The 12,256-nt window shown below is 59.7% G+C and carries 11 protein-coding genes; 9 read left to right on the top strand and 2 right to left on the bottom strand.

The genetic code is table 11. The annotated features are described in order from the left end of the window. Window positions 1-117: 117 nt before the first annotated feature. Both R2N01_RS01750 and R2N01_RS01755 read left to right on the top strand, forming a co-directional pair. Window positions 118-864, top strand: a complete 747-nt coding sequence (locus R2N01_RS01750; RefSeq protein WP_316667833.1) for a maleylpyruvate isomerase family mycothiol-dependent enzyme — start codon at window positions 118-120, stop codon at window positions 862-864. After that, complete coding sequence (locus R2N01_RS01755; protein WP_316667835.1) at window positions 861-1,463, top strand: MBL fold metallo-hydrolase; 603 nt, start codon at window positions 861-863, stop codon at window positions 1,461-1,463. The genes R2N01_RS01750 and R2N01_RS01755 overlap by 4 nt, the downstream gene beginning before the upstream one ends. A gap of 35 nt (window positions 1,464-1,498) precedes the next feature. Here the strand turns inward: R2N01_RS01755 and R2N01_RS01760 are convergent, their stop codons facing one another. Together R2N01_RS01760 and uvrB are read right to left on the bottom strand one after the other, a co-directional pair. Then, the gene (locus tag R2N01_RS01760) at window positions 1,499-2,548 is read right to left on the bottom strand and encodes a TerC/Alx family metal homeostasis membrane protein (protein WP_399553212.1); all 1,050 of its coding nucleotides are present in this window, start codon (window positions 2,546-2,548) and stop codon (window positions 1,499-1,501) included. Between the two features lie 229 nt (window positions 2,549-2,777). After that, window positions 2,778-4,862, bottom strand: a complete 2,085-nt coding sequence (gene uvrB, locus R2N01_RS01765) for an excinuclease ABC subunit UvrB (RefSeq protein WP_316667836.1) — start codon at window positions 4,860-4,862, stop codon at window positions 2,778-2,780. A 662-nt stretch (window positions 4,863-5,524) separates the two neighbouring features. Here uvrB and R2N01_RS01770 point away from each other — a divergent pair. From R2N01_RS01770 to R2N01_RS01795, 7 genes are read left to right on the top strand one after another with little or no spacing between them, the layout of a single operon-like run. Then, entirely contained in the window at window positions 5,525-6,715 is a 1,191-nt protein-coding gene (locus R2N01_RS01770; protein ID WP_316667838.1) for a hypothetical protein, read from the top strand. Window positions 6,716-6,730: 15 nt separating this feature from the next. Next, a complete protein-coding gene (locus R2N01_RS11380) occupies window positions 6,731-7,051 on the top strand; it encodes a hypothetical protein (protein WP_399553213.1) in 321 nt (106 codons plus the stop codon). 13 nt (window positions 7,052-7,064) lie between these two features. Then, window positions 7,065-7,730 (top strand): aldolase/citrate lyase family protein, encoded by a 666-nt coding sequence (locus R2N01_RS01775; protein ID WP_316667839.1) that lies wholly within the window; start codon window positions 7,065-7,067, stop codon window positions 7,728-7,730. Window positions 7,731-7,732: 2 nt separating this feature from the next. Then, a complete protein-coding gene (locus tag R2N01_RS01780; RefSeq protein ID WP_316667841.1) occupies window positions 7,733-8,263 on the top strand; it encodes a citrate lyase holo-[acyl-carrier protein] synthase in 531 nt (176 codons plus the stop codon). Window positions 8,264-8,268: 5 nt separating this feature from the next. Further along, window positions 8,269-9,729: an L-threonylcarbamoyladenylate synthase gene (locus tag R2N01_RS01785; protein WP_316667844.1), complete on the top strand. Its 1,461-nt coding sequence runs from the start codon at window positions 8,269-8,271 to the stop codon at window positions 9,727-9,729. Between the two features lie 21 nt (window positions 9,730-9,750). After that, window positions 9,751-10,689: a triphosphoribosyl-dephospho-CoA synthase gene (locus R2N01_RS01790; RefSeq protein ID WP_316667846.1), complete on the top strand. Its 939-nt coding sequence runs from the start codon at window positions 9,751-9,753 to the stop codon at window positions 10,687-10,689. Next, entirely contained in the window at window positions 10,667-12,202 is a 1,536-nt protein-coding gene (locus tag R2N01_RS01795) for an MFS transporter (protein ID WP_316667847.1), read from the top strand. Before R2N01_RS01790 ends, R2N01_RS01795 begins: the two co-directional genes overlap by 23 nt. Window positions 12,203-12,256: the final 54 nt, after the last annotated feature.

Genomic DNA, 12,256 nt, shown 5'->3' on the forward strand with positions numbered 1-12,256 from the left:
GGTTTCCCCAGACGCGGACGAGCACCCGCGCCGAAGCAGTGCCCGGGCCATGGTGCTGGGCCGGGAACCGCACAGCAGGTGCGAGGGGGCACCAGGGGGAACAGGAGGAGTTCCGCGATGCCATCACTGGACGACCAGCAGCTCCTGCCCGGGGCCGGTGACACCCGTCTGGTCCGCCGCCGCAAGCTCGAGGCGACCCAGCAGCTGCTCGGCGACACGATCATGATCGAGGAGGAGGCCTGGCACGAGCCGAGCGCCCTGCCCGGCTGGTCGCGCGCCCACGTCGCCACCCATCTGGCCCGCAGCGCCGACGCCCTGGCCCGCTTGGCCGAGTTCGCGCCCGACGGCGTCGGCATACCCCTGTACCTGTCCGACCGGGACCGCTTCACCGACATCGAGCGCGGCGCCGAGCGCAGGGCGCTCGATCTGCAGATCGACCTGGACACCTCGGCCGGCCGCTTGCACCGCAGCTTCAACAAGATCGGCGTCTCCCCCGGCACGACGCTGGTCGGCCTGGGCGGCGGACGCCTGGTGCGCCTCGACCTGCTGCCGCTGGCCCGCCTGCGCGAGGTGCTGCTGCACCACGTCGATCTCGACTGCGGCTTCTCGATCATCGACGCGGACGACGACATCGCCCGCTGGGTGCTGGGGTGGACCTGCTACTGGCTCACGGACGATGAGAACCTGCCGGCGCTGCAGATCGAGTCGACCTCAGGTTTCCACGCCAGACTGGGCGCGAGGGGCCGGCCCATCCCGGTGGGCGGCAGCGACGCCCTGCTGCTCGGCTGGCTGACCGGCCGCCTGCCGGGCCACCACCCCGCGCTCGACGAACTGCCCGAACTACCCGAAGGATGGCGAGCATGACCATCAGCATCGAGACCCTCGTCGTCGGTCCCCTGGAGAACAACGCCTACCTGCTGACCGACACCACTGGCCACCACGTGCTGGTCGACGCCGCGGACGAGGCCGGCCGCCTCACCGAGTGGATCGCCGGCCGCCGCATCGACGCGATCATCACCACCCACCGGCACGCCGATCACACCGGTGCCCTGGCCGAGCTGGCCGCTGAGACCGGCGCCGTGCTCCACGCCGGCGCCCCCGACTCCGCCGCGATCGGCTCCCGGACCGGCGTCGAGCCGACCGGCGTCTGGGACGGCGACACCATCGCCGTCGGGGCCGACCGGCTCGAGGTGATCGGCATCGTCGGCCACACGCCCGGCTCGATCGCGCTCGTGGTGCCCACCGAGCCGGCCACCACGCTCATCACCGGCGACTCGCTGTTCCCGGGCGGCGTCGGCAAGACCGCCTCGCCGGCCGACTTCGACAGCCTCTACACGGACGTCACCACCAAGCTCTTCGACCGCTTCGGCGACGAGGTCCGCGTCCTGCCCGGCCATGGCGCGCCCACCACGCTGGGCGCCGAGCGCCCCCACCTGGCGCAGTGGCGCGAGCGCGGCTGGTGAGCCCTGCACCGCGGCCCGGCCGGGTCGACCGGGCCCTAGCTCCACTGGTCCTGGTTGGCCTCGAAACGGGCCCTGTCCCTGGCCAGGCGCTCGGCCTTGGCCCGCGCGACGGCCCGGCGGTCGTGACGGATCCGGGCGATGCTCACGATGGTCGTCACGCCCAGGATCGCGACGATGACGAGCAGGGACGCCGAGGTCGGGATCTCGCCGTCGAAGCCGAGACGGGCGTCCAGGCCGTAGTGGTGCATGGCGTGCAGCACGAGCTTCACGCCGATGAAGGTCAACAGCACCGACAGGCCGATCGGCAGGTAGACCAGGCGGTTGAGCAGATTGCCGAGCAGGAAGTACAGCTGGCGCAGCCCCATGAGCGCGAAGACGTTCGCGGTGAACACGATGTACGGCTGCTGGGTGAGGCCGAAGATCGCCGGTATGGAGTCGAGGGCGAACATCACGTCGGTGGAGCCGAGGGCCACGATGACGAAGAACAGGCTGGTGGCCAGGAACTTGCCGTCCTCGCGGACGAAGACCCTGTCGCCGACGAACTCGTCGTTCGAGGGGACGGCCTTCTTCACCCGGCGCATGAGCCGCCCCTCGGTGGCATTGTCCGCGTCATCGTCCGGGTCGTGCCGGACGTAGTCGCGCACGAGATCGACGGCGGTGTAGATGAGCCAGGCGCCGAAGAGGAGGAACACCCAGGCCAGGCGCGAGATGAGCGTGGCGCCGAGGGCGATGAAGGCGCCGCGGAAGAGCAGGGCCAGCATGATGCCGACGAGCAGGGCGAACTGCTGGCTCTCGCGCGGCACCTTCATCTTCCGCATGATGATGAGGAAGATGAACAGGTTGTCGAGCGAGAGGCTGTACTCGGTGAGCCAGCCGGCGAAGAACTCCCCCGAGTGGATGCCTCCGACGAAGAGATGCAGGCACAGCCCGAACGCGACGGCGAGCCCCACGTACATGCCGATGTAGGCCATGCACTCTCGCGCGCTCGGCACATGGGGATGCCTGGCCATGTGCACCGCGTCGGCGACGAGCGCGCCGAGCATGACGACGACGGTGACGACCCAGGTGAGCACGGAGACGTGCACTGCAGGACCTCCACGAAGACGACTGTCTTTGCGATGAGGTCTCTTCCCTCCGCCGGGGACGCGGAGCGCAGCACCGGGTGCCTGGCACCGTACTGACGATCACTGCACGAGTGGAGTACTCCCCTCAACGATGTCCATTGTGGCACCGGTGGTCAACGCGGCGGCCACTCGACCGCCCCGAACCGGGCCGGCCGCCCCGTCCTCGGGGGCCCGGGGTACGGCGTACGGCTCAGCGAACGGCCTCGGCCATGGCGCGCAGCTCGCGTTTGAGCTCGCCGATCTCGTCGCGCAGCCTGGCGGCCACCTCGAACTGCAGCTCGGTCGCCGCCGTGTGCATCTGGTCGGTGAGCTCCCCGATCAGGTCGGCCAGCTCGGTGGCCGGCATCGCCGACGCATCGGCCGCCCTCACGGCACCGAGCGGCACCGGCGAGGCGTGGCGGCCCCCGGACTGGGCGGACGCCATGAGCCGGTCGGTGTCGGCGTCCTCGCGGGCGAGCATGTCGGTGATGTCGGCGATCCTCTTGCGAAGGGGCTGCGGATCGATGCCGTGCTCGGCGTTCCAGGCCATCTGGATCGCCCGCCGGCGGTTCGTCTCGTCGATGGCGAAGCTCATGGACGGGGTGATCTCGTCGGCGTACATGTGCACCTGGCCTGAGACGTTCCGGGCGGCGCGGCCGATCGTCTGGATGAGCGAGCGCTCCGAGCGCAGGAAGCCCTCCTTGTCGGCGTCGAGGATGGCCACCAGGGAGACCTCGGGCAGGTCGAGGCCCTCGCGCAGCAGATTGATGCCGACGAGCACGTCGTACTCGCCCGCGCGCAGTTCGCGCAGCAGGTCGACGCGCTTGAGCGTGTCGACCTCGCTGTGCAGGTAGCGGGTGCGCACGCCGCGCTCGAGGAAGTAGTCGGTGAGGTCCTCGGCCATCTTCTTGGTGAGGGTGGTGACCAGCACGCGCTCGTCGCGGGCGGCGCGCGCGCGGATCTCGCCCAGCAGGTCGTCGATCTGGCCGTGGGTCGGTTTGACGACGATCTCGGGGTCGACCAGGCCGGTGGGGCGGATGATCTGCTCGACGACGCCGTTGGAGCGGGCCGTCTCGTAGGGCCCGGGCGTCGCCGACGAGTAGACGGTCTGGCCGATGCGCTCGGTGAACTCCTCGAAGCGCAGCGGGCGGTTGTCCACGGCGCTGGGCAGGCGGAAGCCGTGTTCCACGAGGGTGCGCTTGCGGCTCATGTCGCCCTCGAACATGGCGCCGATCTGCGGCACCGTGACGTGCGACTCGTCGATGACGAGCACGAAGTCCTCCGGGAAGTAGTCGAGCAGGCAGTTCGGCGCCGAGCCGGGCCCGCGCCCGTCGATGTGGCGCGAATAGTTCTCGATGCCGGCGCAGGTGCCCACCTGGCGCATCATCTCGATGTCGTAGGTGGTGCGCATGCGCAGGCGCTGGGCCTCGAGGAGCTTGCCGTCCTTCTCGAGCTCATCGAGGCGGTCGGCCAGTTCGGCCTCGATCGAGGCGATGGCGCGCTCCATGCGCTCGGGGCCGGCCACGTAGTGGGAGGCCGGGAAGACGTGGACCTGCCGGTCCTCGCTGAGGATCTCGCCGGTGAGCGGGTGCAGCGTGGTGAGGGCGTCGATCTCGTCGCCGAAGAACTCCACGCGCAGGGCGTTCTCCTCGTACATGGGGAAGATCTCGAGCGTGTCGCCGCGCACGCGGAAGGTGCCCCGGGCGGCGGCGACGTCGTTGCGGACGTACTGCATCTCGACGAGCTTGCGCAGCAGCTCGGTGCGCTCCCATTCGTCGCCCACGGCGAGGGTGACCATGCGGTCGACGTACTCCTGGGGGGTGCCCAGGCCGTAGATGGCGCTGACGGTGGCGACCACGATGACGTCGCGCCTGGTGAGCAACGAGTTCGTGGCCGAATGGCGCAGGCGCTCGACCTCCTCGTCGAGGCTGGAGTCCTTCTCGATGTAGGTGTCCGTCTGGGGGATGTAGGCCTCGGGCTGGTAGTAGTCGTAGTAGCTGACGAAGTACTCGACGGCGTTGTCGGGGAAGAACTCGCGCAGTTCGGTGGCGTACTGGGCGGCCAGTGTCTTGTTGGGCTGCATGACGAGCATGGGCCGCTGCAGGCGTTCGGCCAGCCAGGCGATGGTGGCGGTCTTGCCGGTGCCGGTGGCGCCCAGCAGGACGATGTCCTGTTCGCCGGCCTTGATACGACGCTCGAGTTCGTCGATGGCGGCCGGCTGGTCGCCCGAGGGCTGGAAGTCCGCGTGCACCTTGAAGGGGGCCACGGTACGGGTTATCGACTCGACTGGACGCATGACTCGAGCCTATGCGCAAGGGCCGACTGCGCAGAGGCCAACGGCCCCTCCCGGCCCCGCCCCGGGACCGGCCCCGCGAAGAACCGCCGGGCCTACCGACGGAGCGGGTCGGCGCTCGTCCGCACACCCGCCGGCAGCGGCCTGACCGGGGCCCTCGGCACCATGCCGACTCGAGGCCGACTCGGGCGTGCAGCGAACACCGCGGACGCCGATCGCGTCGGTCGTCTTGATCCCCGGCTTCCTGCGAAAGCCGCCCACGGGCACTGCATCCATGGGGTACTGCATCGTGAATGGCACCGCAGCCACCGTTCGGACGTCCCGCGTCATGAGGGCGTGGGGCCACATGGTCCGGTGGCCGACCGGAGTGCCGACGCCCTCATCGCCCCACCAGGCCCATACCGCACCCGGGCTCCCCGGTCGGCAGCCCCTCACCGAACCTGCCGACCTCCACAGCTCAATCGCATTGACACCGCATGACGATCGGCGTAGTACTGAATCACGTCACACCATGTGACATAAAAACCAAGAGGCTTATTCATAGAGATTGGATCACGATCGTCACCCCCAGTCAGAACACTCTCCACGGATTCTGTGAATAGGTCTCCAAATACACTGCATGCATCATCTGCCCGTTCCTCAACCTATTCAGGTGAAACCTTGTCATGAACGAATTAGATATAATATTGAAGGAGCCGCTGGCCAAGGATGCCGTACAAGAAGCGGCTTATTGGCTTAACTTCGCCGATGAGGGCATCGTGCGCTTTGTGATTGATCCCGTGGACCGGGATCGAGTGCGAGTATGGGCTCTGCCCTCATCGTCGGCTGACACCGTCGAAGCGAAGGTTCATGCAACTCTTGAGCGGTTCACAGAGTCATTTTCCAGTGTGGAATCCTCATCCGAGGACTCAGTTCGACGGATTGGTGGGTCGCCAGACAACGACTGTTCACAGTTCGACCCGGATACCATCATTGAGGCCGGGTTGCTCAATCAGCTGGGCTTTGCTGATGTTGAGATTCGGGGAATCACAGTAGTACTGACCCGCGCCTTCGACGAAGTGTTCCGAAAAATAGGAACTCGAATGGGAGGGCAAGAGCGCGCATATTCAACTCTTTTACCAATCGATTTCCTAGAGCATTGCCGTTATTTCGATGCCTTTCCTCAAAACATCATGTACCCAGCAATGATGCACGCAGACGTTGATGCCGCCAACAGGTTTGTCACGAAAACGCTGGCAAACGAGGGTCGCCCTCCCCGAGATTTCACAGGTTTTACCGATCGCACTCATGTGCTCGCCCCCGCAGCCTGTTTCCATGTTTACTTAGCGAACGCAAATGAAACACTTCTCGACAACACGATCATCACGACCTTGGGGCGGTGTTACCGGTATGAAGGACGTAATGCACGGACACTAGAACGACTATGGGATTTCCAAATGCGTGAACTAGTGTTTTTAGGAGATCAAACTTTCGTAGAAGAATGCCGACGGCAAACTCAGCACAAAGTACTTGAGCTGGTAGAACAATGGGGATTGTCTGGCGTGGTGGAAACAGGCCACGATCCCTTCTTCCTGCGTGGCGGTCATCTTGACTGCGAATTAGCCGATGAGCCGAAGTTCGAGCTGAGGCTCGATCTTCCTTATCGTCATGCTGATTTTGCATGTGCCTCATTCAATAATAGTGGAACATTCTTTTCCTCCACCTCGGATATAATGCTTGCCAATGGTTCGCCCGCGTGGACCGGATGTTCCGCATTCGGGATCGAAAGGTGGGCATGGGCTGTCCTGGCTCAACACGGCCCCGATCCGGATCACTGGCCTCAAAGCCTGCAGAAATTAATCAAAGAATCCGATTAGATAAAAGGACGATACATGTCTGACAAAGCAACTCCCACGAAACAAACAAATCGGGATCACCCAGTATCGATAAGCGCAGGAACTCGACTATCAGGAGACGTTCTGATATACATCACGGCTCATCCCAATCGTCGAGTCAAGATTGTCAGTCAAGTAGGAGATGCAGTGGTTGATGCAATCAGAAAAACTGTCATTCGGATACTGGATGCCGGTAAGTATCCCAATCTGTACGTACGCGTATTCGATAACGCCGCACCTAACTGGGTTCTTGAGGCCCGTATGACCACCGCGCTTCGGCGCTGGCAAGCAACCTTATCGGAGGGGGTTCATGTCTAGCCCTTGGATTTCAATGTACGTACCAGCTACTAGGCCTGGTTACATCGAGTACGCGCTTGTCGTACCGGTTGACGCTGTTGTGGTTGACCTAGAAGATGCGGTCCCCGAAGATGAAAAAGACAGCGCCCGTGATATTGCATCATATCTATTGAGAACTCACAATGCCATAGAGAACTTAGTATTTCGGGTCAACACCGCCGCCAGCGGGCACATGATCCCGGATTTGGAGGCGCTGCTTCCCGCCGGTGTCCGTACTATACGCCTGGCTGATCCTCGCGACAGAGGCGACGTAGAAACAGCCGTCAAAGTTGTTCGTCAATTAAGAACCCGGGATGTGAAGATTGAATTAATGATCGAGAACGCGACAGCCCTGAGCTCCCTACCACAATTAGTTGACGGCTTTCCAGAGATTCATGCAGTCACCTTCGGCGGGAGTGATTATCTTTCCGATGTCGGCACTACTTCCACTGAGACCCTTTGGGAAGCCAAAAAGCAACTAGTCCGTACTGCTGAACTTTGCGGCTTGCCTGCATATGACACAGTATTTTCAGACTATCGCATGAAAGAACCGGTATTCAATGATGCACATCGAGCAGCATTGATTGGATTTGCAGGCAAAAGCGTTATTCACCCTGCGCAGATCCCGGTAACACGAGAGGCGTTTCAGGCCGCGGAGTGATCATGCGCACACCATCGATAACGGCTGCGGTCAGCTGGTTGCATGAGCATGATGAGCTTGCTCGGTTAATCAATACTGTCAGTACCGATAATCTTCCCGTTCTGGTTATTACACGACGTATGCCCCACGACACCTTACCCGACCGGGTGGTTCAGTGGTTATTGCGCAGAGCCCGACAAAAAATTGCAAACATTCTTGATCTTTCGCCAGTGAATACTGGCAATGAATATGTCCAGCTCGTTGAAGGAACATCTGCACCCACAATCAAGAGTATTGCAATGACGTTCGAGGAAAACGATCCATTCGGCATGTTGATCGATATTGACGTGTTTCAATACGGTGTTCCATTGACTCGTTCGGGGAGAGGAGCCCCAGCACGACATTGTTTAGTCTGCGACAAGCCTGCGAAGTATTGCATTTCCGCTAATTCACATCCGCGATCAATTCTATTCTGGTCCGTTTGGAGATATTTTTTCACAGCCGTCATAAAATGCGGCAGGAATTTTATCATCAGTCGTAATTCATTAAAATAGCTTGAGTGCCGAACTATCTATGGAAGAACTACATCATGCCAATGACTGACGACAGAGCGAACTTCGATATGGAAATAATTGAACGGGCGACTAAAATCCTTGCCAGCGGAAATGCTGTAGTCGCACCGACTGACACCCACTATACGCTGCTGGCAGATCCTACGAATCCGGTCGCTACGGCTCAGGTCTATCAGATAAAAGAACGTGATCCGGATTTCCCCCTAACTATATTCCTCAGCAATCCGAATTCACTCGACCGCGTCGCCGTCGTCACGGATGCGGTGCGTCAACTTGCAAAGGAGCAATGGCCAGGTTTTCTCACCATCATCGTCCCCAAGCGCAATGAAATCATACCTGATTATGTTACCGCTGGCCTGCCGACGGTTGCTGTCGCCTGCCATCACAATCCGATATTGACCCAGTTGATTGAAAACATCGGCGGTTATGCGGCTTGTACTTCGGCTAATCGATCTGGGCAAGGCAAAGACCTGATCACCTTCGCAGAGGCTCGTCAACAGATCGGAGATCGAGTGCCACTGCTCATCGATGCGGGCGAGCCTATCGCAAGCAAAGGGAATACTATTGTCGACCTCACCGGGCCACTTCCCCTACTCGTTCGTGAAGGTGAGATCCCGATCGATAAAATCCGCACCTATCTTCCAGATATAGTAGACAAATCGTCAACCTACAAAACAGACCTGAAACGGCGTCAACGTAGTATCGCCACTTGGCGCCCGACCCTCGAAGGGATGACAGCACTCGTGACGGGCGCAGCGCGAGGGCGAGGAAGCGAACTGGCCAGGGTTCTTGCCCATTGCGGCGTGCATGTCATGGTCACCGATCGGGTGTCGAAGGGCGAATCGATCGCCGATGAATTGCAGACTCAGGGCCTGGAAGCCGAGTTTCGCACTATGGATGTGACCGATCCATCCGCATGGGAGGCCACTACTGCAAGGATCATAGAACGATGGGGCAGACTTGATCTGCTAGTTAATAATGCTGGTTACTTCGAATCGCTCCCGCTGAAGAAGCTCGATAACCATACATGGGAACAAGCATTTCAAGTTAATACCTATGGCGCCCTCTATGGTTTAAGAACAGTCGCCGCGATGATGCATGATGGCGGCTCGATAGTAAACATGTCATCCGTATTCGCATTGACGGCCCGGCCTTACGCTGGGATTGCTTACGAGACGAGTAAAGGTGCTCTGCTGTCATTAACCAGATCTGTTGTAAGTCAGTTAGCGCCCGCTGGCATCCGAGTCAATGCCGTCGCACCCGGGTTGATCCGAACACCGATGACGGAAGAACTCTTCACAACACACGATGTAACCACTGATATTCCATTGGGCAGAACGATTGATATTTTTGACATCGTGGATTCGGTATGTTTTCTCGCCTCCCCTGTCAGCAGTTACATCACCGGGACCATCCTGACCGTTGATGGAGGACTATCGACATGCTGACCATGGACTAGGAAAAATGGAATGCATCTGGCCTCCTTAGAACGGGCTGCTAATGAGATAGCGGCCCATCTCAGTTACGCACTTGATGCTGAAGCCGTCACCTGGCCGAAGCCAGGGTTGGTGACCGCGACCAGCACTGGTTGTCACGACGACATGGATGTGTTCACTTTCTTGCGTAGCGCTAGCCATCTACAGCAAACCTTTCATGATGCTGCGCTGGTCGCAGCGTACAAGAAGTCTCCCACCACGTTGATGTCGGCGCTGCGGGTCATAGGCCTGCACGGCGAACACCAAATGAATGCAGCTACTGGCGGGATCAACACTCATCGCGGGGCCATCTTCTTCGGTGTATTATTGGCAGCAGCAACCATGCGAACATTATACCTCTCTGACACCATCCAAGAGATAAGCCCGAACTCAATATGTGACATGGCGCGAGAAATTGCAGAACACACACTTCTCACTGACTTGTGTCTTACCGAAAAATCATCACCGAAAGACCTGACGACCGGGTTACGCGTGAACCGTCAATTCGGGATTACAGGTGCACGGGGTGAAGTGCTGACTGGTTTTCCCAGCGTACTCGCGTATGGGCTGCCGGCACTTCGCGCCGCTCGCCAAAAGGGTGCAAACCGTAGATCGGCACAAGCTCACGCGCTGGTTGCGCTTCTTGCAGTGACACAGGATTCAACCGTCCTCAATCGCAACAACGATCCCCTACGACTCACCTTGGTGCACCGTTTGGGCAAAGAAATCCTCTCTGCGGGAAGCGTATTCACGGCAACAGGCAGACGTTTGATCGAGAAGGCTGACACATTGTTCTCGGAACGATCGATTAGCCCCGGGGGAAGTGCAGACTTGTTGGCAATATGCATCTACTTGGATGAGTTGAAACAAAAGCTAATTTGCATTCCAGATCAACGAAGCGGAGACAGGCATGGCATCTCACACAGATTCTGAGTCTACGTTCGGTGAACAACGGCGACAGAACATGCTTTCATTGCCGTTCGTACTGGTAGGGTCATTCTTATCAATCTTCGACCAATTCGTGATCAACGTGGCTGCAACCCCGATCAGTCGCGATCTGAATCCGTCAACCACTCAGCTAGAGGGAATTGTCAGTGGATACGCGCTCGTCTATGCACTCGGTCTGATCACCGGCGGCCGAATCGGTGATCGATTTGGGCGGCGAAGCGTGTATCGTTTGGGCCTGGCATTATTCACCGTGACCTCCACCTTTTGCGGAGTCGCGCAGAGCCCCGAGCAGTTGGTGGTCGCGCGTCTCGCGCAGGGGGTTTCCGGAGCAATCATGGTGCCCCAGGTTCTAGCGCTGATCCGGGTGAACTTCTATCGGGAGGCCCGAGTACGAGCGCTCTCTTGGTTCGGCGTGTCAATTGGATTAGGACAGATCTGCGGTCAGATCCTCGGCGGGTTGATTCCGAGTTGGAATCTTTTTCACTGGAGTTGGAGACCAATTTTTCTGCTGAACGTCCCGATCTGCCTGACAGCATGGCTAGCGTGCAGCCTACTGTCGCACGACCAAGGAAACACTGGCATCAAGCTCGACCTGGTCGGAGTTGCATTATCCGGAATAGGTTGCATCCTCGTATTCATCCCATTGTTGGGCGGACGGCACACCCCATGGCTGTCTTGGGGTATTGCGAGTATGGCTACGGGTGTCATCGTGTTGATTTTTTTCGGCAATCAACAGTTGCGCCAAGAAATTCATGGCCGGGTGCCCCTCATTCCATTTCGGTTATTTGATCACCGCGGCTACACGCTCGGAGTACTTCTCAGCATAATGCTTTATCTCGCTATAATTCCATTTTTCTTCACCCTCGGCCTCTTCTTGCAGAACATATGCAATCTCAGCCCGTGGGCAACTGGGCTGACTTTCGCACCAATCGGCATCGGCTTCATCATCGGTTCTGCGATAGGGCCATCCTTGATGCAACGTTTCGCTCCAGGCACAGCGCTATCCGTCGGCACCGCCAGCACTACTGCGGCTCTGCTAGGCATTCTCGGCTACACCTGTCTCGGGCCAACGAAAGTTACACCATCGCTGATAGCCGCATTGTTGGTTTTCGGTTTCGGCAATGGAACCACTTTACCTATCATTACCGGTGTCGTGCTACATTATCTGCCCGTCACCGATGCAGGCTCTGGATCTGCCGTGCTCACCACCGGCCAACAATTGTTTGGTGCGATCGGAGTCGCACTCACCAGTGTTTTTGTCCTGGCTGATGGCGTTTCGCCCACCTCCACCGGTGCTTATGCAGGCGGTCTCATCGCTCAGACCTGCGCGGCCTCTGCCGCCCTTGCATGCGCACTGTTGCTAAAGCATTCCAACATAGATGATGAACAAAAAGACTGGCGGGAGGAAGGTGAGTCTGGAACGGACCCGACCGAAGAGGGAGAATCCATGGGTACTGAACGAGGTCAGCAACCCCACGACGGGAGAGATCACCGCTGAATGCCCGTTATGTCAAATATAGTCGCCATGAATGAATTACTGATTCGAGGCTAT

Source organism: uncultured Propionibacterium sp., assembly GCF_963539965.1.
Lineage (GTDB): Bacteria > Actinomycetota > Actinomycetes > Propionibacteriales > Propionibacteriaceae > Propionibacterium.

Bases quoted from the DNA above. Each gene is read 5' to 3' on its own strand.
- uvrB (WP_316667836.1), bottom strand. From the start codon at position 4,862: ATGCGTCCAGTCGAGTCGATAACCCGTACCGTGGCCCCCTTCAAGGTG.
- R2N01_RS01780 (WP_316667841.1), top strand. From the start codon at position 7,733: ATGCGCACACCATCGATAACGGCTGCGGTCAGCTGGTTGCATGAGCAT.
- R2N01_RS01755 (WP_316667835.1), top strand. From the start codon at position 861: ATGACCATCAGCATCGAGACCCTCGTCGTCGGTCCCCTGGAGAACAAC.
- R2N01_RS01775 (WP_316667839.1), top strand. From the start codon at position 7,065: ATGTACGTACCAGCTACTAGGCCTGGTTACATCGAGTACGCGCTTGTC.
- R2N01_RS01790 (WP_316667846.1), top strand. From the start codon at position 9,751: ATGCATCTGGCCTCCTTAGAACGGGCTGCTAATGAGATAGCGGCCCAT.
- R2N01_RS01770 (WP_316667838.1), top strand. From the start codon at position 5,525: ATGAACGAATTAGATATAATATTGAAGGAGCCGCTGGCCAAGGATGCC.
- R2N01_RS01795 (WP_316667847.1), top strand. From the start codon at position 10,667: ATGGCATCTCACACAGATTCTGAGTCTACGTTCGGTGAACAACGGCGA.
- R2N01_RS11380 (WP_399553213.1), top strand. From the start codon at position 6,731: ATGTCTGACAAAGCAACTCCCACGAAACAAACAAATCGGGATCACCCA.
- R2N01_RS01750 (WP_316667833.1), top strand. From the start codon at position 118: ATGCCATCACTGGACGACCAGCAGCTCCTGCCCGGGGCCGGTGACACC.